The following is a 25,772-nucleotide window of genomic DNA, read 5'->3' on the forward strand; positions in this document are numbered from 1 at the left end:
CAATAATTACTGGATTTTTGGAACCCAACATTCAAATTTTTCAATCGCTGCACACATTTCATCAGTTATAGATTGTTCCTTTAAAGCTTTTATCCTTTTATTGAGATATAGATCATCAGAAATGCTTAGATCAGTGCCATTAACTAAGTCTAACATTTTAATCATCGTGCCATCTTTATCTATACACTCAAAATTATTGACAAATTTGTTGTAAGCTAGGAATGCTTCCTCGTTCTCCTGCTGATGATGCATGTCAAAACCGAAATCAGCGATATACTTATTGTCAATGACAATACCGTCAGTACTCATCCCACCAAATAACTCAACCTGAATGTAGAAACAGCTAGTAACAGAATGTACTTTTACGGATTTAACAGTTTTATATATTGTATCTCTGACCTCATTTCTTATATCTGTCTGATTGTAGTCAATGAAGTTTGAAGGTATAAGCATATATATATCTGGATTGATAGAGATCTCTTCATGACTTCTTTCAATGATCAACTCTTCATTTAACTTTTTGCGCTCCCTAGATAGGCTATTTAATCGTTCAGTAAACAAAATATGTATATCACCCTCTGTGGCAGCCTCAATAGATTGAAACGTACTCTTTATTTTTGAACTTATCGCATCTATTTTATTCTTTAGTAAAGCAACCTTACTCTCATTTTCATTTTTTTTTGGCTGAAGGATGACACTGCCAATCAGCAACATGAGTGCGTACTCAAAATATCGGTTATCAAATGTTGCAGCTGTGCAGCTTTTCACCGATGTGTCTGATCTTCCGCTGCATTTGTAACGAAGCTTTTCATCTTTTTTTCCCGCCTTACTGCGGTAGACCTGTAGTGAACTGCCACAATCCCCGCAAGTGGCGATACGCATTCCCGTAATGATGCCCGCAGCGCTTTTCAGCTTACTAGTAAATTGCTTTTTTTCACTACGCACATGCCTAGCTTGTGCGAATTCAGCCTCAGTGCAAGCCAGGGGGTAATAGTTTTCCAATAGATGCTCACGACCATCAATATGAATTATTTTTTCACCTAAGACTGCCCGATCACTGATAACCTTTTTAATAAGGTTTATCCCCCACCCTTCCTTATTAGAATTTTGAGCTATTGTAGGGGGAGTATAGTTTTCATCTAAATATTTTTTTATTGTTATATGCCCCTTCCCTTCACGAATCATCGAAATGATTTCTTTAATCACGGGAAAATAATATGGATGAGGGCGAACAAATCCGGTTGTAGTATCAACCCAAAATTTGTTCTTTCCGAAACCATTAATCGCTGCCGGATAACCATCCGTATCGCGAACACCATCTAGGTGCCGCTTTAAAGCAACACGTGCAGCACCAGTAACTCGAGCAGAAAGCTTATTTGTATAATCATTACTACTTTCAAGCTTGACAAGTGCGAAAATGGCAGATGCCAAATTATCTTTTTGATATACCGCCCCATCAATCCAGGTATAAACAAAAACATTAGCAGCAAGTACACATGTTAAATACTCACTTGCTCTTGTTAACGCTAGGCGAGAGAAACGATCTATATTTTCCATGGCCAATACAGAGCCGGGGGCGATTTGACCTGAACGGCATAGTTCAATAAAATCGCCAAGACGTCCATATTCAATATTTTCCCCTTTACTGGCTGACATGCCGTTATCTGACATATGAACAACAGGCATACTACTATATTTTGCCTTTGTTGCTTCAACCAATGCACCTTCAGTCTGACGTTGCACGCCAGTTTTATTACCAGCGGCTTGTTTTTCAGTACTTACACGACTATACAAATATAGTGTTGGTGCAGATGACATTAAATTCATAACATCTCCAAAAAATCGACTCTATGACGAAAATCTATATGCTAGATAAATCACTATATTTGTAAGCTATCTGTACGATTAGATTAAAAAACAGATATATGACATCCAATAAAAATGAAGAACCACACCGATGATTTATATCACAGGCTGATCTCAGTTGGTTCTATTTTAATTTTGATGTTTTGAGATACTTAATGAAATCCGCTGGGCGAACACCGCACAGATTCGCAATATGCTGTTTTGATTTTGCGTGCTGCTTCGCCCTAATGGGGTGCATATCATCGCCGATCATGATATTGCGACAGCAGGGCTGCCATTCTTTGTTGCTCAATTGAAAAATATCCTGTGTATAGTGGCCGTCAGGCATATCCAGACCAGCCTGCCGTCTACGATACAATAATTCAGCTTTTTTCATTTTCTCACTATCAACACTGTCATCGGTTCTCTTCATATATCCCTCGCCGACCTTTTGGTGGAAGATTATATCCGAAAACACAAGATATCAACCCCCACTGGAAAATATTTTCATCACCAGAATGGAATTATCTATATTCTCTAATATTTATTTTTACTTATATTTTTCAGGTTCGAAGTGGGGAGGGGCTGATAAAGCCATGGGGTGTTAACGCTGACAACCTAGCGCCCACCCCCCAGAAGCGTCACTGGTTATTATGCAACATTTCACAAACATATTGACAGGATGTTTTTTTTCAGTTTCACGCAAAAAAACATTGCGCGACTTCATTTTCCATGATAATTTAATGTTGTATTTTTTATCAAAAAAATACGCCATAGATGTCTTGTTTTTCAATTTCTTTATAAAGATTTTCTTCTTTTAACACCTTAAAACCTCACATCTTTAAATACCTGGCTCCCCTTCGCGCTGAAACGAAGTGAAAGCGCGGAATATATATATATGTTTGAGAACAAAAAAAGATTTTATATTTAAATTTTTAAATAAAACAAAACGTTTAAAAATTGTTAAAATTGCAATATTTTTGCTACTACCTTTACCACCCAAGTTAGGTTAGCTGCATGTGCATCTAGCCATCATAGTGTCAGTATCGTGCCGTCATTGCTCCTTTCCCAGGCGTTGTTTCCCAAATCGATGCAGCTTGAGGAACTAACTGAGGACTTGGTGATCTGATCACCACCATCCTCTTCAAGTCTGCATCATGGGCACGTCGCTTCACTCCTTGGCAGCGGCGAAGGCATCGGCAACCCTTGCATCCAACTTATGACGGACCAGGGTCCGGGCCGAGACAGTTTCTTACCTAGCACACCATGCATAGAATCCGCTACGTGCCACACCCAGGACGCGAGTCATTGCAGCCACCTGAAATTGTCCGATATGCTCGGCGAGTTGGCGTTTAAGTCTTACATTTTCATCCGCTAGTTGTTGCTCTCGCTCACCCGTATTCATGACCTGCCGAGCCTTGATGCGCCAGGCATAGAGCTGTGCCTCTTTAAGCCCAAGTTGTGCTGCGGCTTTGCTCATCCCGACACTTTCGGCCAGGGCCAAGGCTTCATCCTTGTACGGTTGAGAGTAACGGGCTAGGGTCTTTTTATGTTCAGTTGTTGTTTTGCTCATGCTCCACCTCTGTCAGTGATTTTACTCACTTAACGAGGTGTCCATCGAGTGTGGGCAAGATCAGGGTTTGCGACGTGTACTTTCTCGTTGGTGGTCATATGGTGACTCCAGATAACACGGTAGGGGTACCGTTTTGTTATCCGGTTTGAAGCCGTATGACAACACCCTTTTGTGGGCAACTGTCAGGTGAATACCATCTCCATACACGTAAGAAATCACTAATCTTTCCTCACAGAGTGAACATCTTCAGGTGATAGAACCTTTACTCGTGTATACGTGAACTTTATCATTAGGCACATCACACTTTAAGGTAGCTATTTAATTTAGTGATTTTACTTAGCTTAAGCATTACTGTTTGGAGAGAATAAATGGCAAGGAAAAGGCGGACATCAAAGAAACTTGGAGATTTTTATCTAATTATACTTGCCATCGTCATCTTTATTACTATCAAGATAATTGAAGCTATTAAAGCGGTTCCTTGGCAATTTTGGGTGGGTGCATTCTGCGTTTTATTTCTTTTTTTCACATACCGTTACAAAAAAACCACCGACAACACACAAAAGCCAACAGTTACAGCCACCCCTCATCCAACTAAGCACACTTCACCAGTGCATCGAGAGCCGCCGAGGGCAGCTTTCGCGCCATCACCGGCCCCCAGTCCTTCGAATGCTATAGCCAACGTGGATACAAAGATGCAACCAGAGGCGTCACCCCACCAGCAACCAAATCCAGACACTGAAGATCTGATCAAGATATCGGCCTCTGACCTCATGATTTCTGGTGTATCAACCCCTTTTGAGCCCACGACCTTGGATGCAAACTCTTTTGCCAACACAAAGCCAGATCCAGCTATTGATGCGCCACCAGCCTCCCTTGATTTTGATGACGATGTTTTTACTGTTTTATCCCTGGCAGATAACGATACGGAACTACCCGCGCCCGAGTTCAGCATATCTTTTTCATTCGGAGAACGCGGGCCATCCGTTGTGTCTTCTGAGCAAAACGTACTCTTCACCCCTTCTGAGCTAATGCCTGCGGGGCCCAGTATGGTTGGCCGCTGGATGTCCCCAGGTGAAGAGATCACTCTTGCTGGTCTCAATATTAGCGGCGGCATGTTCTATGTCGGTAACACAAGGCTGGACGGAGGACTCTTTGAGGAGCCATCCCTCATCGATCCACAAGCTCTTGTCACCATCAAAGATGCGCCCTCAGACCTTCATTTGCATGGATATTATCCGAGCTATAAAAATCTCACTGCCGACGCCAAGAAAAGATATTTGCAATGGATGGCGAGTGGGCGCAAAGACCCCGACGTCGCAATTGGGTTTGTTTTCATCTTTTTCTATGGCCTTGAGCGCCGGTATTTTATTGATGCCAAAAGAGATGAGCTAGCCAAAAGAGAGATGCCATTTATTCTTGCCGAAATAGCCAGATTGGTGACCATCTATTCGGCGCACCCCTCTTTCACAAGATATGCCACCAATTTTCTCGAATATGGGATGGCGAAGAACATCAGCAAGGAATATTACCTTTTCCCCGCACAAGAGGCCGATCCGCTCAGCTACCACGTCCCTATTTCGCTGAAAATCTGCCTCGGGCAACTGGTTAGAGACGGCAAGCCGGTTCCTGCCGATTGGGCTTTGCTCTGGGCGACCTGTACCCCGACAATTTCCTTACGGACCCCCGCGCAGCGCTGCTTTGATATCTTCAAGGCTATGTTCATCGACACCTATAAACGGGAGTATGGCGATGGCATCAAACTGAAAGAGCTCAAATCCCGTGTCGAGGTTTCCTATGCGCCGTCTTCTTATGCCGTCAGCCAATTCATTGAGCGCTGCGTCACCAATCTATCTGATGTCTCCTTCTCGCAGCCATACATCAAAAAGCTGAGTAAGGTTGTTGACCTTTGCACCTCCTTGCTTGAGCCATATAGCCGGTATCTAGGGAGAAATGTTGGGGCAGAAAACACCTTGGAAGCTTTGCTTCATCTGCCATATCAGTATTGGCCAACAGCCATGAAACAACCGTTCGTGACCCTGGAAGAGTTTGTTGGTGTTGATGCCATGCTTCTGCCTTGGTCTGACCTTGCAGCTCGTATCAACATCAACAGCACGGGAGGCCTCAATAAAGCGCAGTATGAAGGTTTGGCTAACATCTTGGCTCACTACCATATGAGCATCGAGCCTCACCCAGAGGGAAGCAATAAGCGCCCGAAGGGAGACGAGCCTGTTGTCATCTATCCGATAAATCCGCAAGAGACGCTGAACAAAAATCAGAGCAATGTGGATACTGTGTCCGCATTTGTAGATCTGGCCTGTGTTGTCCTGAATACCGACGAAGATAAATCGGAAGTCACGATCGCTTTCCTCAAGGAGCAGATCGGTTCAATGAACTTCCTGGCCCACTATCAATCAGTTCGACTGATCGCAAAAGCACTGCTTGGCACTCAGACTCCCCCGACCCTGTCAATTGTAAAGAAATCCATTGATAGCCTAGATGATGAGCAAAAGGCTTTAGTCGGCAAGCTGCTCGTCGCCTTTGTGAAAGCTGACAACTCGATCACCCCTGCCAAAGTGAAGGTACTGGAGCAGCTGTATAAGCTGATCTCTTTGGATGTGAAACAGGTCTACTCGGACCTCCATTCAAATGAGGCCAGGATCGTATCAACGAGCAAATCTGGCAGCGTGACCAAGGCTCCTACCAGAGCTTCCAGTTTGGATATGGCTCGGGTGGCACAGCTCAAACAAGAGACCTCTCAAGTCACTGCAATGCTCGCATCCGTGTTTACAGAGAATGATGGTGAACATGATGATATCCACCAGCCACAACAGGCCAAGACCGAAGCGTCATCAGATCAAGCGGACGAGCCGACACCCCTTGGGGACACTCGTTCTCTATTTGGCCTTGATGATGACCTAAGCCAATTCCTCAGGGCTCTGCTTGCCCGTCCGGAATGGGCTCGTGATGATTTGTCTGCACTTGCCAACACCATGGGCCTGATGCTCGATGGTGCACTTGAACAAATTAACGAAGTCATGCTCGATCACTTTGATGAAATGCTGATCGAGGGTGATGACACCATTGAATTGAACACTGACCTTCTGGAGCAAATTCCTCATGAGTAAAATCAGGCCAAAAGAGCGTGACGCCGTCATTCAATCCTTAAGAGCGGGTGTCGTGCCCAAGGTGGGTCAGCATCTCATCCAAGTTGGCCGCAAAAACGAAATTGACGCCTTCATGGCAGACATCAATCGCGTTGCCGATACAGGTTCATCATTCAGGATCGTTGTCGGGGAGTATGGTGCCGGTAAAACCTTCCTTCTCAACCTTGTGCGAGCAATCGCGCTTGAGAAGCAGCTTGTTACCGTTCACGCCGATCTCAATCCCGATCGCCGACTGCATGCCAGCGGCGGCCAAGCGCGGTCCCTCTATTCTGAGCTCGCCAAGAATATGTCCACCCGCACGAAACCTGATGGCGGTGCACTTGCTGGTGTAGTGGAGAAGTTCATCGCTCAAGCGAAAAATGAAGCCAAGGCGAATGGCTCACAACCTGAAGCGGTCATCCGGAAGAAGCTGGAAGATCTCGCCGAGATGGTCAATGGCTATGACTTTGCCGAGGTGATCGCCGCCTACTGCAAAGGGTTCGAAGATGGAAATGACCAACTGAAGCATGACGCCATCAGATGGCTTCGGGGCGAATTCTCAACCAAGACCGATGCCCGCATGGCGCTGGGTGTCCGGACCATCGTTGATGATGCCACCATGTATGATCAGCTTAAGCTGATGGCCCGTTTCGTTCAGCTGGCAGGCTATTCAGGCTTGCTGGTATGCCTTGATGAGATGGTGAACCTCTATAAGCTTGCCAACACCCAAGCTCGCAACTCCAACTACGAACAAATTCTGCGGATCCTCAATGACTCCTTGCAAGGGACGTCGGTCGGGCTCGGGTTCATCCTTGGCGGCACTCCCGAGTTTTTGATGGACACCCGACGCGGCCTCTTCAGCTATTCAGCCCTGCAATCCCGTTTGGCCGAGAACAGCTTTGCTCAGGATGGGCTGGTGGATTACTCAGGGCCAGTACTGCGCCTCTCAAGCCTGACCCCTGAGGATTTCTACGTTCTCCTTGAGAAGTTGCGGCATGTCTATGCCTGTGGTGATGAAACCCGTTACACATTGCCAGACGAAGCGTTACCGGCATTTATGGCCCATTGTGAGAGCCGGTTGGGGGAAAGCTATTTCAGAACCCCAAGAACGACGATCACCGCCTTTGTGAACCTGCTGGCCGTCCTGGAGCAGAACCCTGATACAAACTGGAAAGAGCTCATTGGCTTTACTGACATCAAATCTGATCAGGGAGCGGAGTTAGAACTGGCAGTGGAGCCCGATGATGAATTCACCTCGTTCCAGCTCTGACTCCCGACATTTTGAACGGCTGGATGAGCGGATCCGGCGCTGGGTGTGGCAAAAGGGGTGGACCTCTCTTCGTGATGCGCAAGAGCGGGCGATACCGGCCTTATTGGGGGCAGATACAGACGTGATCATCGCTGCTGCCACCGCTGCGGGTAAAACTGAAGCGGCCTTCTTGCCGATATTCACGGTGCTACTGAACAGCCCCGAGCCCGCTACGGTTCTATACATCAGTCCTCTCAAAGCGCTGATCAATGATCAATGGGGACGGCTCAACGAGCTCTGTGACTCATTAGAGATCCCCGTTACTGGCTGGCATGGTGATATCGCCTACAGCAAGAAGCAGAAATTCTTGAAGCACCCCAACGGGGTGTTGTTGATCACCCCTGAATCCCTGGAAGCCCTCTTTGTTAATCGGGGGCCATCCATCCCAGGGATGATGGCTAACATCAAGTACATCGTGATTGATGAGCTGCATGCCTTCATCGGCTTTGAGCGAGGAAAACAGATCCAATCCCTGATGCATCGTGTTGAGCTGGCCATCGGTCGTCAGGTCCCCCGCGTTGGGCTCTCTGCTACTCTCGGGGATATGTCGCTCGCGGCAAAATTCTTGCGCCCTTCCCTACCTGATAGCGTCCAGCTCATCGAGTCAAAGGATGGGGGCCAGGAGCTAAAGGTCCTCATCAAAGGCTATATCGAAGGTAAAACGGAACCAGACGAAGAACGAGATGAAGACGACCCGACTTCTCCCTATGTGGCCATCGGCAACGACTTGTATCGAGCACTGAGGGGATCAAACAACCTGGTGTTTCCCAACTCCAGATCGAACGTTGAAAAGTACACAGACCGTTTACGTCGTCTTTGTGAACAAGACAGGGTCCCAAACCAGTTTTGGGCGCACCACGGGAGTTTGTCGAAAACATATCGTGAAGAAACCGAACAAGCATTGAAGTCGGGTGACGTGCCAGCGACAGCGATTTGCACCAGTTCGTTGGAGCTCGGGATCGACATTGGCTCCGTTAAAAGCATTTGCCAGATCGGTCGCCCCCCTGCCGTATCTTCATTGCGGCAACGTCTGGGTAGATCCGGACGCCGTAAGGGAGAATCCGCCATCCTTCGCGGCTACATCATCGAGCGTGAGCTCTCCCCCAAGACAAGCATCTCGGATTCATTACGTGAGGACCTGATCCAGACTATCGCTATGGTCAGGCTACTGATCAGCGGTTGGTTTGAGCCTCCGCTTGCTGGTGGCTTGCACGCCTCAACTCTGGTTCAACAGATCCTTTCTGTTATCAGTGAGCGCGGCGGCATCATGGCCAGAGACCTTTGGCATAGCCTGCTCTCCCCTGGTGCACCTTTTGAGGGGTTCACACCTGATGACTTCATCGGTCTTCTCAAGCAGATGGGCAGCTTGAAATTGATACATCAGGACTCATCAGGTTTGCTGCTGCATGGGGAGGTTGGCGAAAAACTCGTGAACAATCACGAATTCTTCGCATCATTTGTCAGTGATGAAGAATACAGGCTGATCTGCGCCTCTACTCAGGTTGGTTTGCTCCCAATCAGCAGGCCACTGATCACCGGCCAAAAGATCATTTTTGCCGGTCGCCGCTGGCAAGTTCTCGAAGTGAATGAAGAAAAGAAATTTATACTGGTGGCCCCCTCAAAAGGAGGGACTCCTCCTGTCTTTGATAACTGCTTGGCCACTGTTAACGAAAGAGTCAGGGGTGAAATGCGCAATGTGCTTACTGGTGGCTTTGACGTTCCATTTCTTGATGCCAAAGCAAAAGAGCTACTGGCCGAAGCAAGAGAAAACTTTAAACGCTATGATCTTGACTCGACTACATTGATTGAAGTGGGCAGTAATGCCGTGCTGCTATTCCCGTGGTCCAGTGATATTGCACATGATGCGTTTGTTCTGTTGATGCAAAAAAATGATATTGATGCTGTTAATGAAGGCGTTTACATCTTAATTAATTGCACCAAAGAAAAAATGCTGAATGTTATGGCCAGCATTAATGACTCACATATACTATCGACAGATCTACTGGACGGAGTCCAAAACTTAAATAGAGAAAAGTGGGATTGGGCACTTCCTGATAGGCTTTTGCGTAAATCATTCTCCTCACTTCGGTTAGATCTGGAAGGTGCATTAGGAATCTGTAAAAAAGTCATACTCATGTATGGAAAATAATCTATCATGTTTTAAACAATACGGACATATATTACTGAAATAGTGTACAAAACTCCGACTAGACAGATAGCTGGAACACATGCACCACGACTAGTGGTGCAATATAGGCCCACTTACCTTTGCTACTGAGCTGGCTAGCTGACAGAATACACCTATATAATAACTATGGCCTTTCCTCGCTCTGCGAGAATTATGAGCGAACCAGGGTTAATAAGATACTTGTTGTATTGATGCCAGTTAATGATGGCGTTAAGCGACGTGTCCACGATGCAGACTTGAAAAGGATAGTGGTGATCAAATCACCGAGTCCTCAGTTAGTGCCATTCAGGCTGTATTGAATTGGGTAATAATGCCCATTTAATCTATAAAATCAAGTTGTCTTTTCATATTTTCCACACATATATTCGTCAACCCTTTGTTGATAACTCTCACTCCATATAGCATCCCTCTCACGCTCACTATCTGTAATTTTCCCACCAGGCAAGTCAAATGTGATTCTCAGACATCCATACCACCGTCTCAAACTCATATATAACTCAATTTCCTCAGGTTCAGAATACGCAGAAACTCCATTTTTCTCATATGAACTTTCCATTTTCTGGTTAACCCAGTCGATAACAGGATCTAATATTTCTTCTAACCTGCCAGCATCCTTACACCGGTCTAACCATGCATAAATTTCGTCCGTATTATTAGGGTATTCCAGGGCATGCCCCGTCTGATACGTTTCACTGATAATTCCAGTAAACTCACCATATCGACAGCCAGTGATATAATCTATATGAGAACCATACAATGCAAACGTAGATTTAGAATCTCTAATTACTGGCCTGCCACCATAAATCCCTCGACTCGCATTTTTTGCAAATGCATTCCGTATTAGACGCTGCTGCTTGTCAGCCCATAACCTGAAATCAACAACCTCATTTTCACTCAAACTGTCAATACGACTAAAATCAGAATTTATATCTACTGTGGCCACAACCATGCTAGATATAGACCTCTCCCCTCCAACATCATTTTTTTTAGATATACTTTTTGAAAAAATCACTTTTATACTATCACCACACTGTCTCAATTTTGCCGTTGTCATGATAAACCTTTGTTGTTGTAATTATAACAGTTAATATCATTTGTAATTATGATAGCTCAATGAGAAATTTTCACAAGAAAAAACATACATTTCTCTGGTATAATATAAACTTTATTATTGTCATCTTATCTTAATATTTCCATCTAACATGACATGCTCAAGATTATTTGGATTGAGTCGCCATTGCAATCCACGCTCTAAATCTTTTTTTATTTCAAGATAATCTCTAGACTCTATCAGGTTATGGTCAACCGTCTTTTTATTATTATCAATCAGTGATACTGATTGCCACTCATTATCGATTGGTTGTTGATCCCCCTCAACAATACATAGCTGCATCATAGGAGAACAACCAAAGATCGCATGAATTATCTTCTTTATCATTTCAATAAATGATTCTACTATAGCTGACATAATCGATGTATATTCAAGAGTCCCGCCGACTGCAACATTAACAAACTCTTTTTGACTTATAAAAAATCGATATGGTATACACACTCGATATTTATCTCCATTCGTATATACAGATAAGTCATGGTGGTAAATTCCTTGTTTTTTAAGACCACGAACACGCTGAACTCCTCGCGGTGTAATCATCATTGAAACAGAAATATCTAACTGTTTAGCCCCTCCTATCCCGAGGGCAATGTTATCTATTGATGTATAACTAATACCATATCGTTCGATAAGTCTGTTAAAGCTGAACTTAGTTTTTTGTATAGCTGAGCCAGAATGCCAAACATTCCCATCTCGAGAAAATTTTATACCATCGGGGATTCCTGATTCATCTACTGTAGCCTGGACATATACCCCGCATCTAGCCAGTTTGACAACTAAATCAGTCATCGTTTTAGGTTTATTGTATAAAATCGTACTATTAAGCTTCCCTCTGATATAAGAAATATCATCGTTAGAATCATGCACCCTTAATAATGGAGTAACGCTGTCAAGTCCTAGTGCAACATTATCACGCTCTGGGACATAACTGATTTTCTCATGGGTCTGTAATGCCCGCCACGTAAACCTAGTTTTTTTTATACTACTGCCACTTAACCACTTATTACCATCAACTGAGTAGCGAATTCCATTGGGTAACCCATTCAGATCTTTGCATATCTGTGTAGCTACCCCAACATTCCTAAGCCTCATGACAAAATCAGACATTGTTGAAGGTTTACTTGTCTTATATATAATCTTTAGCTTTCTTCGAATTGTTTCAGCATGTTCCTCAAATTTGTGTTTTTGGCTGATTCTCAACAGCACCGGTTCTGTTTTAGAATCCTTGTTGAAACTTTTATCAGCATCTATATTGATGCTTAGGCCAAATTCTCGCTCTATAATTCGAGCCGCCCTCATTGCCATATGATAATCATTATGTTGGTTAATGCTGCGACCGTTAGATAAAATGCTGGATGAAACAATATGCATATGTTGGCATTGAGAATCGTTATGGATGGCACCACACCAGACTACAGAGCAATCGTATCCTAGTTGTCGTAAAAGAATCTCTCCAGCATTCTGCCACTGCTGATCTGATAGAGTCTCCTGTGGAGCCAAACTAATAATATAGTGACAACAATGTGACTCATTTTTACCCCTACATTGAGCCGAGCGTTCTAGAAACTCAGACTCTAATAAATCTATATTAACATTCACCACACCCCCAGTAATTACATATGGATCACGTTGAAATGTAGACCCGCTGATGAATCTGACATTTAACTTCCCCTTCTCATCATGCAGTTTATGCTCATGACTATCACCACGAAATACATAGTTCAGCCTAGCCCTAAAGGATTTTGTCTTTTTTTTAATTTTTGTTATCGTCATCAACTGCCAAGCCTCATAGTATTATTATTTTATCTTTTCTATCATTTGGTTGATCAGTTGCTGAGTAGATGACAAGGTAATGATTAGCTGTGAGTAATCCTTACCAATACTACTATTTATCAAAAATCCATTTATGTTTTTACCTAGTCGCCTTAATTCATACAATGCTTGGTCATCAATTTCACTAGGATTCTTAACTATGAAACGACCATCGTTAAGAAATCCGACAATCATTTTCCGCATGCAAGAGGAAAGATTAACTCTCTCATTACGCCCCTTAAATGCATTGTAAAAATGCTTAAACTGTTTTTCAGTTAGACCTATTTTAATAAAATGAGTCACTTTCTCATCTTGTTTTTTTGGTGGACGACCACCGCGACAGTTTGGTTTTTTTCTCGTATCTTTGCTTTCATTCATGGTAGCACCGTTGTTGTTATTGTTTTTATGCTGGAGTAACACTGCATTATCTGAAGAGAATTTTGACCGCGCAGAACCCATTGGGTTTGAGCACGTACATCCCCCATTAGCGCAGAACCCGCAGGGTTTGAGCTATGTGGGGCGGGCTTATTTGACCATGAAAACTCACGAAGTGATGTTTTGATGGTCAAATAATATAGCTCGCGTGTTCCTTCTCTCTCTACTTAATATTAAACCGTCTCAGGTAAAACAATCAACACTTAAAATAAATAAAGCATTGATTTTCATTGCGAGTGATAGTGCATTAATTAATTACTACATTAAGTAATGCCTGTAGTAATAATTCTATTCACTACTTATCACATATGAATTGCGAAAGTCGATTTAGTAATAATCTGGATTACTAACTCTGATTGACAAGCACGAGGCCATAAACAAACTGAATATGCTGGGCCCGCCTGTCAGAAGGCCCTGAATGTAGCTGTCACCTGGGGCTGGAGAAGTCATTACTGGATCGCTGATTTGGGCAACAACGCCGACCAAACCACAGTAAATCAGCAGCAAGAAATTGAGCAAGCAGGTGACCAGATGGATCGGTATTTCATTGATGAGACAGTATTGGGACTGTGAAGGTGATTCGGTTGTGGTGATTGACCGTCTGGGGTGCGACACCGTGGCCGTGCTGACTACTGTCGAGCATCTGCAACCAAAAGGTGTCCGACTGACCTCTCGGCTAGAAGGTGTAGATTTCACAGCTCCAGTAGGAAAGCAGGTTCTAACCATAACGCCAACCTAGACTTGATCGACACACCACAAAGGAACCGCCAACTTGCAGACATCAAGAGGACAGAGCCTGAAGGAAAGCAATACATAGGCCATCAGCTACAAACAGTAAAGAGGCGAAGTGCTTACAGAGGTAATGATACGACACATCTCTCTGTATCAATCGTATTGTTGTGGTATGGTATTCTGAATTGAGGTTCATTAAAGCTGGTAAATAATGGCGGAGCAACAAGAATACTGGAAAGCCGAGACGGTGGCGTTTTATGCGCTTCAATCACTGCATGGTGTAGGGTTCAAAACGCTATATAGAATCGCAGCTCAAAAAATTAGTTTTAGAGAACTAATTCGAACTGATGACATCAGTTACTTCGAAAAGATGTTGCGTTTAAAACTTGAAGAAAGCATTAAAAACTCTCCCGAAAACTGGGCACACTTCAAACTTGAACTTTGGTCGAAAGGTTTAGATATTGCAAGGCACTTAGCAAAAGAGAATGTCTATTTGATATTTTATGGTCATGAGTCATATCCTTCTCAGCTAAAAAATATTACCGAACCCCCTATGTGGTTATTTGTTCAAGGAAATATATCAAACTTATATTCTCCATCTGTTGCTATTATTGGCAGCAGGAAGTCGTCCGAGGATGGTTTATGGTTAACAAAATATATTGTCGCCACAATTTCAAATCTCGGCCTTGTATCCGTCAGTGGACTTGCTGAAGGCATTGATCAAAAAGCACATATAGAATCGATAAGATTTGGTGTTCCCACAGTAGCAATCCTTGGTACTGGTATTGATAGTAACTACCCTAGAGGGTCTGAAAGCATCAGAGCTGATATCTTGGCTAATAATGGCACTATTGTTTCTGAATATCTGCTGGGTGAAAGTTACAGTGCCTACAATTTTGTGAGGAGAAATAGAATTCAAGCAGGTTTAGCTGAAACTGTTGTCCCTGTAGAATGGAAAATAAAAAGTGGAACAGCTCATACCGTTAACTTTGCAAAAGAATTCCATCGTTTTATTATTATGCCTTACTTGAAAACTTCTGATTGTGATAGTGAAGAAATTAAGTTAGTCAATCAGTACTCTCTAGGGGTTGCATTTAAAATCCCAGACCACTCCACAGAACTTACTCAGTGTATTAGTAATCCGAAAAAATTAATGCCTCCGCACACAGAATTAGATGAGGCTGACCTTGCCAGCCTCCAAGGTTCTTTAGACTTATAGGAATTCATATGACTAAAAAACTAAAGGGTGTCATCCTTAGTGTGGCTGACACGATACTCAATATGGGGCAAATAGATAAAGAAGTATTTTATGAGGTTGCAAAACTCATGACCTTCTTAAAGCTTCGTGGCATAACCCCTGTCCTTTTAGCTAATCAAGATAGAACTATCACGATTAATGGTGAGAGAAGTAATCTGTATGACTACCTAGAGCAACGTTTCGATGATTTGGTGGTTTTCACTCGCCAGAGGGATGCAAATGTCCCTCCAAAACCAAGAGCAGCAGCTACAGCCTACGTGCTAGAAAAGATGCGATGGGCACCAAACGAAGTAGTATATATTGGAAGTAATGAAGACGATATGAAAACTGCTGTTAACGGTGGTCTACTGTTCTTGCGAGCAATTTGGTATAGCAAAAATACTGACTATGGTTTTGAGTTTAGCGAACCTAAAGAGGTGGCTAGATTTATTGACACCTTGTGTCTACGCGAACACTTCTGGAGTCATGAAATTAAGGACGGCTCTTTTGAATACTACGCATTAGCTCCATTTAGCACATACAAAGAGGAGTTCAGAAAATACTCAGAAAATGCCCGTGCCGCAGCAAAATTTGGAAACGGTGATGTCGACTTCTGGCTTGGAGCTCTTGTGACTAGCATGTATTTTTCTGGTATTCATGATGAAATAGACTTTGTAGCCTCATATCCAGGGCATGAAGCAGGTTATGACAATGATAAAATGAAAGATGATTTGATGACCTTTGCTAAGTGTTTCAGAAAGGGATATTTACATAACTTAATTGAAAGACATACAACAGCTCAAAAGTCACAAACCGCTAGGAATAAAGGTATCGCCATCGATCACCACAACCAAATAAATACAATAACACTTACTCGACTCCCAATTAAAAATTACAGCCAACAATATACGAACCCTCCATTGCGACGAGGCAAGACTGTTCTTTTAGTTGATGATATCTGCACAAAAGGATATTCTCTTGATGCAGCAAGAAAATACATAGAGAGGACTGGCGCTAGAACAATTATGGTCTCATGGTTGAAGACTATTAACACGAATTTCTGCACCATTGGTGATATGGGAAAATTCGACCCATATGATATAAATGAATTTGAAAACGTCCCAATGGGAATAGAATATAGTTATCACAGATATCATGTAGATGGTGCAGCATCCGAGGAGCTAGGTGAACAGTTAGAGCAGTATATAAACTGGGATTGGCCTAAAGAATGTGTTTAAATAATGCAACTCGCATTTTAAATGCACGGACATTAAGAGATGGTTGGCTAATCTCATGCTCGCCCTTTGCCAACCATCATGCAGGGTTTTTCCATCTTCCAAGCGTATTACCTGGCTTGTTTTTCCTCATTGATAGCAAGAAAAATACATAAGCATCTCTGGATTTAACGAATTGGTACAGCAGATTTCGGGATCTTAGGCGAGACTGACTGGCGCAATGGGCCTAGTTAACACAGAAAAGATCCACCTTCGGTTATAAAACGGGCCATAAACGTCCCTCCTATAAGCCGCCTGAAGACGACTATCTTCAGAGCAGTGAAGATATTACATTTTAGCTTGGAGGAATGCGAGTAATTTTACTTAGGGCTCGGTCTATAAGCACTTTGTAGCATTGCTCAACACTGTGATTCTAGAGCTGAGCGGCTAGCACCTTTCTAAAACTAACATGTCTGCGTGATGCTTTAATATTCAGTATGAATCTTTATTACTTAGTATGATATGAGACTTCATTACTCTCAGACACCACCTTGCGTTTTCTTACCTACTTACTCATGGCTGCACTCTAGGTCCCAGAGCGCACCAAACCAAGCAGGTGGTTATGGTGTTCTGACCACTCGCGGAGGCCATATGCGTGTTCTGGAAGCATTTAGAATCAACAGCGATGGATAGTAGTTATCTACTCCATCGCCATATCTGAACTAGTAGCGACCCTAGAGGGCTGAACTATTGAGGATGTTCCGAATCGTGGTATCAGGAAACAACGCTAGGATCATCAGCAAGCTGCGATTCATTTTGCCGGTCGCAATCAACGGCAGTACTGGACTGCTTGATGTAGGTCTCCCGCACATGCTGGCGGCCGAAGATGGCTTGAAGACTTAGAGGCAGAACTCGTAACCGAGGCCCCTGTCGTTGATGAGCGCATCATCTTCATCTCTCAGGAAAAGACACAAAATATCGTGCATTGAAACCTAATATGGCAGGTCAAAAAATACACACATCACTTCTTCCTCTTTCCTGCTCATCAGGTATAATCCGCCATCTTTTTTTGCATCAGTGACCAGCGACCCCCTATGACTGTCAACCGTTTTGACCCCAGCTCAGACAGCCTGACGCCTGCAACCACGCAGGCTCAGCCATTGGACAACCAACCTGTCCAACAAGCGACTTCCAGCATTATTAGGTCTCATCCCCCAAGGATTGGTTTTGTGAGCTTGGGATGCCCCAAAAACCTGGTCGATTCAGAACGCATCCTGACCCAGCTGCGTACCGAAGGGTACGATGTGGTGCCCAGCTATGACGATGCCGAGCTGGTCGTCGTCAACACCTGCGGCTTTATCGACAGCGCGGTGCAAGAGTCGCTGGAAGCGATCGGCGAAGCGCTGGCTGAGAACGGCAAGGTGATCGTCACCGGCTGCCTCGGCGCCAAAGAGAATCAGATCCGCGAGATCCACCCCAAGGTGCTCGAGATCACCGGCCCCCACGCCTATGAAGAGGTGCTGGGTCACGTCCACAAATATGTGGAGAAGCCGCAGCACAACCCCTTCACCAGTCTGGTACCGACCCACGGCGTCAAGCTGACCCCGCGCCACTACGCCTATCTGAAGATTTCCGAAGGCTGCAACCACCGCTGCACCTTCTGCATCATCCCCTCCATGCGAGGGGATCTGGTGAGCCGCCCCATCGGCGACGTGCTGGCAGAAGCCAAGCGCCTGAAAGAGGCCGGCGTGAAGGAGCTGCTGGTGATCTCCCAGGACACCTCCGCCTACGGCGTCGATGTGAAGCACCGCACCGGTTTCTACGACGGCATGCCGGTCAAGACCAGCATGGTCGCCCTGTGCGAAGAGCTGGCCAAGCTCGACATCTGGGTGCGCCTGCACTACGTCTACCCCTACCCGCACGTAGATGACGTCATCCCGCTGATGCGCGATGGCAAGATCCTGCCCTACCTCGACATCCCGCTGCAGCACGCCAGCCCGCGCATCCTGAAACTGATGAAGCGCCCGGGTTCGGTCGAGCGTACTCTGGAGCGGATCCAGAAGTGGCGCGAGATCTGCCCGCAGATCACCCTGCGCTCCACCTTTATCGTCGGCTTCCCGGGCGAGACCGAGGAAGATTTCCAGATGCTGCTGGACTTTATCGACAAGGCGGAGCTGGATCGCGTCGGCTGCTTCAAATACAGCCCGGTCGAAGGAGCGCTGGCCAACGAGCTGCCGGATCCGGTACCGGAAGAGATTCAGGAAGAGCGCTTCCAGCGCTTTATGGAGCTGCAACAGCAGGTCTCCATCCGCAAGCTGGCCCGCAAAGTGGGTCAGGAGATGACCGTTATCATCGACGAAGTGGACGAAGAGGGTGCCACTGGCCGCTCCTTCGCCGATGCGCCGGAGATCGACGGTCTGGTCTACCTCAACGGCGAAACCGGCCTCAAGCCGGGGGACATGGTCAAGGTGCGGATCGACGAATCCGACGAATATGACCTGTGGGCCAGCCTGATTAGCTAATTGAGGCTTTACCAGCCAAATGAAAAAAGCGCCTGCGGGCGCTTTTTTATGCTTCCAGATTGCACTTCTACACCTGTAAGCCCCACTTTGCGGTACAAAACTGGCATATCCGTATGCAAGGGTGTGTAATAGTCGTTTGTGTTTGGCGACGACTCGAAACCCCATGCAACTCAAACCCCTTCTCAAGGGGCGCTTTCAGCCCCACTGGCAGGCCAGCCATGATCTCATCGAACAGGTGGTCATCTCCTGCATCACTGAGCGGCGCCTGATCCCCGAGGGGGAGCCCCTGATGCGTCAGGGGGAGCTATTGCGGGATCTGGTGCTGGTGCCGAATGGCCTCATCGCCATGGGCCACACCGCCATGAATGGCCGCCGCTTTCAGCTCGGCACGCTTGAGTGCGACAACCAGCTGTTTGGCGAGATGGAGTTCTTCACCGGCTACCGCTGCCAGCTCGACATCATTGCCGAGGAGCCGCTGGAAGTGGCCCGCATCGACGGCGAGCAGCTGGAGCAGGCGCTGGTCGCCCACCCCAAGGTGGCGCTCTTCTTTGCCACCGCCATCGCCATCGACTATCAGGACACGGTGGATATCTTCACTTGCCGGATGCTCTACCCCATCAGCTACAACATCGCCCTCGACCTCTATCACAGCCACTGTCACCACAACCCGGTGAGCGGCTTTCGCAAGGGGTATCAGGAGGCGGAACGCTTCGGCACCACGGACAGGGTTTACCGGCGGGCGGTGAAAGAGCTGATGGACAAGGGACTGGTGGAGCGCGGCGAGGAGGGATTGCAGATCCGCGATCTGGCGGGGCTCAAGGCCTTTCTGGAGCAACCATAAGTCGCGGGCATCAGTCGCCGACTTAACAGCAACAAGTGGAACAGCAACAAGCGGAACAGCAACAAAAAAGAGGGGCGGTCGATACCGCCCCTCTTGCTGTTTACTCTCCGGCTCAGGCCAGACAAGGCTGGGGCCGGGCCATACGCAGCGAGGCCACCAGCATGGCGAGGATCACGCCGTAGATAAGCGGGATGGCGTACATCACCGCCTGCAGGCCGATCACCTGCTCGAACAGGGCGCTGATGGCCGGGCTGAACATGGCCCCCGCGCTGCCGCTGATGAGGATATAGGAGACGTTCTTGCTCGATGCCTGGCGCACAAACGACACCCCGTAGGCGATAAAGGCGTTGTAGAGCGCGGCGCAGACAAAGCCGTAACCGTAGGTGAGGTATGGCAGCTGGCTCAGGTTGTCGGTGGTGACGATAAGCGCCGTCATCCCCATCGCCAGAGTGATGATCACCAACAGGAAGGTGCGGATCGCAATGCGGGTCACGATGGCGGTCGACACCAGCGCGCCGAGCAGGGCCGCCGTCCAGTACTGGGTGATGATGTTGCCCGCCTCCTCGAAGGGGATGCCGAACTTGTTCTTCACGAACATGGGCGCCCAAGTGAGGAAGGTGTAGAGCGCCAGCATGCCCAGAAAAAGCCCCAGCCCACCGCTGATGATGCCAAGGTTCCACTCCGAGTGCTCGTTGCCGGCGCTCTCGCCGCCCGCCTCACAGCTGCGGAAGTTGGTCAGCACCGCCACCAGCATGGTCGCCAGTGCCACCACGCCCACCGCCAGATAGCTCCAGCTCCACGCCATGGCGTGAGTGAGCGTATAGGTGGTGACAAGCGGGAAGACCACCCCGGCCACGTTGAAGGTGGCATCCTGCACCACCAGCATGGTGCTCTGCATCCGCGCCTGCCAGACGCTCACCACCAGAGTCCCCGCAATGCAGAGTCCCACCCCACCGCACAGGCCAATCACCGTCATGGCCGCCATCACCACATAGAGCGAGCCGGTCAGATGAAGCGAAGCCGCCGCCAGCGCGATCAGGCCGTAGCAGAGCAGCGTCATCCGCTTGAGCCCCACCTTCTCGATGAGGAAGAAGGCGGCAATGGTGCCCGCCAGCGCCCCGCCGTTGAGCAGGGAGAAGATGGAGGCCACCTGATTGACGTCGGCGCCGAACTTGGCGGCGATGGGGTCGATCAGCATGCCGAACTGGGTCGCAAAACCGGCCATCACGAAGTTGGCCAAGAAGCTGATGGCAGTGAGGGAGAGCTTATTGTTCATATTGGATCTCTCTTGGGGTCAGGGTGCGTGCAGGGTTGGGCGGGCCGCGGCGCTTACAGCGCGGTGTGCAGCGCCAGCTCGATCATCTGGTTGAAGGAGAGTTGCCGCTCCTCGGCAGTGGTCTCTTCACCGGTCAGGCAGTGGTCGGAGACGGTCAGGATGGCGAGCGCCTCGATCCCCTGCTGATGGGCCAGCCCGTAGAGACCGGCCACCTCCATGTCGATGCCGAGCACGCCGAACTTCTCCAGCGCCGGAATGAGGTTTTCATCCGGATCGTAATAGAGATCGCCGGTGAAGATATTGCCCACCTTGACCGGAATGCCCTTCTCCTGCGCCTTGGTAAACGCCTTGTGCAGCAAGGCGAAGTCGGCCGAGGTGGCCATCTGGTAACCGGCGCTGCGCTTGGCGTTGGTCGGGGAATCTGTGCCCGCCGCCTGCGCCAGAATCACGTCACGCATCTGCACGTGGCGCTGGGTCGCCCCCAGACTGCCGATGCGGATGATCCGCTTGACCCCGAAGTCGTTCACCAGCTCGTGGGCGTAGAGCACCATGGAGGGGATCCCCATGCCGTGCCCCATCACCGAGATGCGCTGGCCGTTGTAGTAGCCGGTGTAGCCCAGCATATTGCGCACATTGGTCACCTCGCGCGCATCAGTCAGAAAGGTCTCGGCGATGTAGCGGGCCCGCAGCGGGTCCCCCGGCATAATGACGGTCTCGGCGAAGTCGCCCGGGTTGGCATTGATATGAGCGGTCATGGTTGTTGTGCTCCAGTTTGACTCGTTTTATTGTTTTGATGTGGCCATCCTAGCCGCCCCCCCACCTCCCCTTGCAGGACAAAAGTCCTGTTGTCCCGATCGAGATCCCAGTTCCGGTAACTTATTGTCTGCTACATCGCATACCGCATGCTTTTCGACGTTGCTTGCCAAGGCTTGCCCATCACAGCCACCCGCCATTCCCGACCTACCGGTGTAAAAAAGCGGGAGGGCAACGCCCCTCCCGCTCGGTAGGCCCTGCGAATGACGCTACAGGCCGACGGCATTGTTCACTCTGCCGGTTGACACGCAATGCCAGCCATGGGCTGGCTAGCTCAAATCATGCAGTGCCTTGCCAAGGGGCGGCGTGAGGCGCAGATCCGAAAAACGCACCACCAACCCCTGTCGCTCGGGGGTGCAGCACATCACTCCGATAAAGCAGCGCTCGCCTGACGGGAACGGAGCGAGCCTCAGCAGTGACCACACCTCGCCATCGGTGGAGTATTGCAGACGCAGACAATCGGCCAGCCGGGTCAGGCGCAGCCAGAAACGGCGCGGATTGCCGCTGAAAATACCGGTGGCCCAGTCAGATCGCAGATTGGTGAGCACGCTGCCGATCATCGGTTGGGCATCGTTGTACTCTATCCCTGCTTTGAGCCAGTGCGCCTCGTCTTGCAGCAACATCAACCCCGCCTGATCGTAGAGGGTGGTGAACTCCCCTTCGACACAGACCTGAAAGGTAAATTCACCCTCGACCTCACAGCCATAGAGATGCCCACTGTGGCGCTCGAAACCATACCAGGTGCTGCGCCAAAAATCGGTCTGTTTGTCCGTTACCACCAGCAAGCCGTCGCTTGTTTTGTGCCATTCGGCCGGTTCATTGAGCCAGCACCATTCAAGCCCTTCCCTCATCCTCTTTTGCTCCTGTTCTCGCCATGTTTCCCGTTGTCACCGGCCCATAACACTCGGGCGCGCTCATATTATCGCTGGCCATTCGGCCACGAGCCCCAGCTGCGAGCGGCCAACCAAAGGGACTCCATTGTGTCGCCATCATGACTGGCGAGCAAGCCGTTGGGGCCAACCTTGCAACCGATAGGCGATCGGGCAAGTAAAAGGGGGCCCCTATTGCACGACGATAAGACATCTCGATATGGGCTCGAGTCGACTAACAGGTGGTCGATAGAGGGGACGCTTCAAGCCCGCCAACATCAGATGGCATATCAGGCATCACACGAAACGAAAAAGCCCAAGCAATTTAATTGCTTGGGCTTGGTATGTGGCGGAGAGACAGGGATTCGAACCCTGGGTGGCATTGCTGCCACAATTGATTTCGAGTCAATCCCGTTCGGCCACTCCGGCATCTCTCCGTGGGATGAGATTTTTACCCAAGCTGGGCCGAGGATGCAATAAAAATTTCTTAGATATCAAATGGCTGAATCAGATATCTGGGAGCAGGCTCACATTGCTTCACGCACGGCCTGCGTTGCGAGGCCACTCTTGTATGGCCCTGTATCCACCCGCTCGCACACCCGGCCATTATCCATATCGTGACATTCCCCCATTGCCATCAGGCGTCTCTTTTCCCTGCTTGGCGCTCAAATTTATGGGTGATGCCGATTTTGGCCGGTTTCCTATGTATCCCCACATCATTGCGGGTGCGCAGCAAGCTGGTAATCATGGGCTGATTGAGGAACAATCGCGCCATTCTGGCGGCTGTGTTGATGACGTTCCGCCCCGATTGAACTGATGGATCTTCTTATGCGATTGCCGAAACTCAAGCTCCTATCCTTAACGCCCGCCCTTTCCCTGCTGCTGGCAGCGATCCTGCTCTGCGCTGCGCCGGCAGAGGCCAAACGCTACCCGCTGCCACCAGCCGGGAGTCGCCTCATCGGTGAGCTGGAGGATTACATCATCCAGCAGAATGAGCATCTGGAGCTGGTTGGCAAAAATACACAAATTGGATTTTTGGCGCTGCTTGAAGCAAATCCGGGTGTAGATCCCTATTTGCCCAAACCGGGTACCCGCTTGACGCTGCCCACTCAGATGCTGCTGCCTGATGTGCCTCGCGAGGGGATCGTCATCAATCTGCCCGAACTGCGCCTCTACTACTTCCCCAAAGGGAAGAACGAGGTCATCGTGCTGCCCATCGGGATTGGTGATATCGGCCGCGAGACTCCGGAGATGACCACCACCGTCATCGAGAAGAATCCCAACCCGACCTGGGTGCCCGGCCCCATGGTGCGCAAATCCTGGCTGGAGCAAAAAGGGATCACCCTGCCCGCCGTGGTGCCCCCCGGCCCGGAGAATCCCCTCGGCAAGTTCGCCATGCGCCTTGGCTATGGCAAGCGCGACTACCTGATCCACGGCACCAACAAGGATTTTGGCGTTGGCCTGCGGGTAAGTGCAGGCTGCATCCGGCTGCGACCTGACGATATTGAGGCCCTGTTCAAGATTGTGCCGATCGGCACGCCGGTACGGGTCATCAATCAACCGGTCAAGGTAGCCATCGAACCGGATGGTCGGCGCTGGCTGGAGGTACACTCCCCGCTCTCCCGCACCGAAGAGGAGCTTGAAAATGGCGCCCCGCTGATGCTATCACCGGCCATAGAGAGCTTTATCAGCGCACCTGATGTGATGCAGGATGAGGTGACGGCAGCGCTGGAGAGCAAAAATGGCCTGCCCCGCCCCATCAGCAGCCAGCTTGTCAGTGGTTAAGTCAGCTGCGCCCGAGTCGCACCGGAGTCACCTTACCTCATGAAATACCTGCCTCTCATACTCATGGTGATCTGCCATCCCCTGTGGGCAAAAGACATCCTCTGGATGAACAATGGCGATCGTCTGACCGGTACCATCAAAGAGATTGGCGATGAGTCGGTACGCATCTCTTTGCCCTATACCGGTGCCGTTACCGTCAAGCGGGATGCCATCAAGCGCTGGCGACTAGAGCATCAGGATAAACCCAAGGCGACCGCCAAAGGTGGATTCACCCTGTTCAAGGATGAGCAGGATGAACGCAAGGCCTGGCTCTGGACCGGTAGTGGCGATCTCAACATCAAGCTCAAACACAAGGACAAACACACCAACAACGTCAACTTCAAGGGCAAGACCGAGTTGGCCAATCTGGACTGGCGCTACAGCTTCTCCGGAGAGTACTCCTACGAAACGTCTGACAGCATCACCGATAACCACGACTACAAACTGAACCCGACCATTGACTACTTTTTCGATCAGCAGTGGTTTGTGCGCAGCTCGCTCAATGCCGAATATGACATGCTGGATAGTAACTACCTGAACCTCGACTACGGTGCCGGCCCGGGTTACCGCTTCTGGAACGAGAGACGCCGCAGGCTGGAGTTTGTAGCACAAACAGGCCTGCGCAAAATATACGTCAGAGAAGATAGCGGGATCGGGGTGCTTTTCAGAGGAAACCGGATCATCGATTATCCCTTTGCCAGCATGAACTGGGATTATCGCCAACCCATCCCGCTATGGCGGGAGAAGCTGGAGCTGTTCAGCCAGGGGAGATATCTGACCTATCTGGACCAGCCCTCCCCCTATTTCATACGCAATCGGGATATCACGGGCAGCGTTGGTTTGCGCTACTACTTCAACGACCACCTGCGCCTCTCCTGGTCGAGCGAGATGGAGTGGGAAGATGGCGAAGTACATTTCGTCGGTCTCGAGCAAAAGTACAAAGAGACCGAATTCAGGCACCTGCTCAATCTGGGCGCCAGTTTCTGAGTCAACTGCAAACAGAAAGAGGAGCCAAGTCGGCTCCTCTT

General features: G+C 48.4%; 17 protein-coding genes, 1 tRNA gene and 1 pseudogene. 9 read left to right on the forward strand and 10 right to left on the reverse strand.

All coding sequences use genetic code 11. The annotated features are described in order from the left end of the window. Window positions 1-6 precede the first annotated feature (6 nt). The 3 genes and pseudogenes from G5154_RS05885 to G5154_RS05895 all read right to left on the reverse strand — a co-directional run. Window positions 7-1,827, reverse strand: coding sequence for a recombinase family protein (locus G5154_RS05885; protein ID WP_421263902.1), 1,821 nt, complete (start codon window positions 1,825-1,827; stop codon window positions 7-9). Between the two features lie 163 nt (window positions 1,828-1,990). Then, the gene (locus G5154_RS05890; protein ID WP_201971944.1) at window positions 1,991-2,278 is read right to left on the reverse strand and encodes a hypothetical protein; all 288 of its coding nucleotides are present in this window, start codon (window positions 2,276-2,278) and stop codon (window positions 1,991-1,993) included. A gap of 828 nt (window positions 2,279-3,106) precedes the next feature. After that, a pseudogene (locus G5154_RS05895) lies at window positions 3,107-3,418 on the reverse strand (transposase); the annotation flags it as partial. A 368-nt stretch (window positions 3,419-3,786) separates the two neighbouring features. Between G5154_RS05895 and G5154_RS05900 the strand changes: the two are divergent. Genes G5154_RS05900 through G5154_RS05910 form a run of 3 tightly spaced genes read left to right on the forward strand, consistent with a single transcriptional unit; the run spans window position 3,787 to window position 10,019 of the window. Then, the gene (locus tag G5154_RS05900) at window positions 3,787-6,543 is read left to right on the forward strand and encodes a TerB N-terminal domain-containing protein (protein ID WP_421263903.1); all 2,757 of its coding nucleotides are present in this window, start codon (window positions 3,787-3,789) and stop codon (window positions 6,541-6,543) included. Continuing rightward, window positions 6,536-7,831 carry an ATP-binding protein gene (locus G5154_RS05905; RefSeq protein ID WP_190283681.1) on the forward strand — a complete coding sequence of 432 codons (1,296 nt, stop codon included), beginning with the start codon at window positions 6,536-6,538 and terminating at the stop codon, window positions 7,829-7,831. The genes G5154_RS05900 and G5154_RS05905 overlap by 8 nt, the downstream gene beginning before the upstream one ends. Continuing rightward, window positions 7,803-10,019 (forward strand): DEAD/DEAH box helicase, encoded by a 2,217-nt coding sequence (locus tag G5154_RS05910; protein WP_421263904.1) that lies wholly within the window; start codon window positions 7,803-7,805, stop codon window positions 10,017-10,019. The genes G5154_RS05905 and G5154_RS05910 overlap by 29 nt, the downstream gene beginning before the upstream one ends. Before the next feature lie 370 nt (window positions 10,020-10,389). Here the strand turns inward: G5154_RS05910 and G5154_RS05915 are convergent, their stop codons facing one another. The 3 genes from G5154_RS05915 to G5154_RS05925 form a co-directional block, all read right to left on the reverse strand. Beyond that, window positions 10,390-11,112, reverse strand: a complete 723-nt coding sequence (locus G5154_RS05915; RefSeq protein ID WP_128297515.1) for a hypothetical protein — start codon at window positions 11,110-11,112, stop codon at window positions 10,390-10,392. Between the two features lie 120 nt (window positions 11,113-11,232). Then, window positions 11,233-12,942 (reverse strand): relaxase/mobilization nuclease domain-containing protein, encoded by a 1,710-nt coding sequence (locus G5154_RS05920; protein ID WP_201972128.1) that lies wholly within the window; start codon window positions 12,940-12,942, stop codon window positions 11,233-11,235. A gap of 24 nt (window positions 12,943-12,966) precedes the next feature. Beyond that, entirely contained in the window at window positions 12,967-13,359 is a 393-nt protein-coding gene (locus G5154_RS05925; RefSeq protein ID WP_128297483.1) for a hypothetical protein, read from the reverse strand. 1,000 nt (window positions 13,360-14,359) lie between these two features. On the opposite strand from G5154_RS05925, the gene G5154_RS05930 reads away from it, so the two are divergent. The 4 genes from G5154_RS05930 to G5154_RS05945 all read left to right on the forward strand — a co-directional run bounded on the left by G5154_RS05930 (window position 14,360) and on the right by G5154_RS05945 (window position 19,962). After that, window positions 14,360-15,367, forward strand: coding sequence for a DNA-processing protein DprA (locus G5154_RS05930; protein WP_421263905.1), 1,008 nt, complete (start codon window positions 14,360-14,362; stop codon window positions 15,365-15,367). Window positions 15,368-15,375: 8 nt separating this feature from the next. Next, window positions 15,376-16,623 (forward strand): HAD family hydrolase, encoded by a 1,248-nt coding sequence (locus G5154_RS05935; protein WP_323950337.1) that lies wholly within the window; start codon window positions 15,376-15,378, stop codon window positions 16,621-16,623. Window positions 16,624-17,693: 1,070 nt separating this feature from the next. Then, a complete protein-coding gene (gene rimO / locus G5154_RS05940) occupies window positions 17,694-19,121 on the forward strand; it encodes a 30S ribosomal protein S12 methylthiotransferase RimO (protein ID WP_421263906.1) in 1,428 nt (475 codons plus the stop codon). A gap of 163 nt (window positions 19,122-19,284) precedes the next feature. Continuing rightward, window positions 19,285-19,962 carry a Crp/Fnr family transcriptional regulator gene (locus G5154_RS05945; protein ID WP_421250520.1) on the forward strand — a complete coding sequence of 226 codons (678 nt, stop codon included), beginning with the start codon at window positions 19,285-19,287 and terminating at the stop codon, window positions 19,960-19,962. A 112-nt stretch (window positions 19,963-20,074) separates the two neighbouring features. Here the strand turns inward: G5154_RS05945 and tsgA are convergent, their stop codons facing one another. The 4 genes from tsgA to G5154_RS05965 all read right to left on the reverse strand — a co-directional run bounded on the left by tsgA (window position 20,075) and on the right by G5154_RS05965 (window position 23,357). Then, complete coding sequence (gene tsgA, locus G5154_RS05950; protein ID WP_195878891.1) at window positions 20,075-21,238, reverse strand: MFS transporter TsgA; 1,164 nt, start codon at window positions 21,236-21,238, stop codon at window positions 20,075-20,077. A 53-nt stretch (window positions 21,239-21,291) separates the two neighbouring features. Then, on the reverse strand, window positions 21,292-21,993 hold the full coding sequence (deoD, locus tag G5154_RS05955) for a purine-nucleoside phosphorylase (protein WP_042051187.1): 702 nt from the start codon (window positions 21,991-21,993) through the stop codon (window positions 21,292-21,294). A 327-nt stretch (window positions 21,994-22,320) separates the two neighbouring features. After that, entirely contained in the window at window positions 22,321-22,902 is a 582-nt protein-coding gene (locus G5154_RS05960) for a DUF1349 domain-containing protein (protein WP_421250521.1), read from the reverse strand. Between the two features lie 365 nt (window positions 22,903-23,267). After that, window positions 23,268-23,357, reverse strand: a tRNA-Ser gene (locus tag G5154_RS05965). Between the two features lie 391 nt (window positions 23,358-23,748). Between G5154_RS05965 and G5154_RS05970 the strand changes: the two genes are divergently transcribed. Together G5154_RS05970 and G5154_RS05975 are read left to right on the forward strand one after the other, a co-directional pair. Further along, window positions 23,749-24,705 carry a L,D-transpeptidase family protein gene (locus G5154_RS05970; RefSeq protein WP_236268366.1) on the forward strand — a complete coding sequence of 319 codons (957 nt, stop codon included), beginning with the start codon at window positions 23,749-23,751 and terminating at the stop codon, window positions 24,703-24,705. 39 nt (window positions 24,706-24,744) lie between these two features. Then, complete coding sequence (locus G5154_RS05975; protein ID WP_421250522.1) at window positions 24,745-25,731, forward strand: DUF481 domain-containing protein; 987 nt, start codon at window positions 24,745-24,747, stop codon at window positions 25,729-25,731. Window positions 25,732-25,772 lie beyond the last annotated feature (41 nt).

This window comes from Aeromonas sp. 600527, assembly GCF_049175415.1.
GTDB classification, from domain to species: Bacteria; Pseudomonadota; Gammaproteobacteria; order Enterobacterales; family Aeromonadaceae; genus Aeromonas; species Aeromonas veronii_A.

Coding starts and splice junctions, on each gene's coding strand:
- G5154_RS05945 (WP_421250520.1), top strand. CDS start 19,285: ATGCAACTCAAACCCCTTCTCAAGGGGCGCTTTCAGCCCCACTGGCAG.
- G5154_RS05930 (WP_421263905.1), top strand. CDS start 14,360: ATGGCGGAGCAACAAGAATACTGGAAAGCCGAGACGGTGGCGTTTTAT.
- G5154_RS05885 (WP_421263902.1), bottom strand. CDS start 1,827: ATGAATTTAATGTCATCTGCACCAACACTATATTTGTATAGTCGTGTA.
- G5154_RS05910 (WP_421263904.1), top strand. CDS start 7,803: ATGATGAATTCACCTCGTTCCAGCTCTGACTCCCGACATTTTGAACGG.
- G5154_RS05960 (WP_421250521.1), bottom strand. CDS start 22,902: ATGAGGGAAGGGCTTGAATGGTGCTGGCTCAATGAACCGGCCGAATGG.
- G5154_RS05925 (WP_128297483.1), bottom strand. CDS start 13,359: ATGAATGAAAGCAAAGATACGAGAAAAAAACCAAACTGTCGCGGTGGT.
- rimO (WP_421263906.1), top strand. CDS start 17,694: ATGACTGTCAACCGTTTTGACCCCAGCTCAGACAGCCTGACGCCTGCA.
- G5154_RS05905 (WP_190283681.1), top strand. CDS start 6,536: ATGAGTAAAATCAGGCCAAAAGAGCGTGACGCCGTCATTCAATCCTTA.
- deoD (WP_042051187.1), bottom strand. CDS start 21,993: ATGACCGCTCATATCAATGCCAACCCGGGCGACTTCGCCGAGACCGTC.
- G5154_RS05920 (WP_201972128.1), bottom strand. CDS start 12,942: ATGACGATAACAAAAATTAAAAAAAAGACAAAATCCTTTAGGGCTAGG.
- G5154_RS05975 (WP_421250522.1), top strand. CDS start 24,745: ATGAAATACCTGCCTCTCATACTCATGGTGATCTGCCATCCCCTGTGG.
- tsgA (WP_195878891.1), bottom strand. CDS start 21,238: ATGAACAATAAGCTCTCCCTCACTGCCATCAGCTTCTTGGCCAACTTC.
- G5154_RS05890 (WP_201971944.1), bottom strand. CDS start 2,278: ATGAAGAGAACCGATGACAGTGTTGATAGTGAGAAAATGAAAAAAGCT.
- G5154_RS05935 (WP_323950337.1), top strand. CDS start 15,376: ATGACTAAAAAACTAAAGGGTGTCATCCTTAGTGTGGCTGACACGATA.
- G5154_RS05970 (WP_236268366.1), top strand. CDS start 23,749: ATGCGATTGCCGAAACTCAAGCTCCTATCCTTAACGCCCGCCCTTTCC.
- G5154_RS05915 (WP_128297515.1), bottom strand. CDS start 11,112: ATGACAACGGCAAAATTGAGACAGTGTGGTGATAGTATAAAAGTGATT.
- G5154_RS05900 (WP_421263903.1), top strand. CDS start 3,787: ATGGCAAGGAAAAGGCGGACATCAAAGAAACTTGGAGATTTTTATCTA.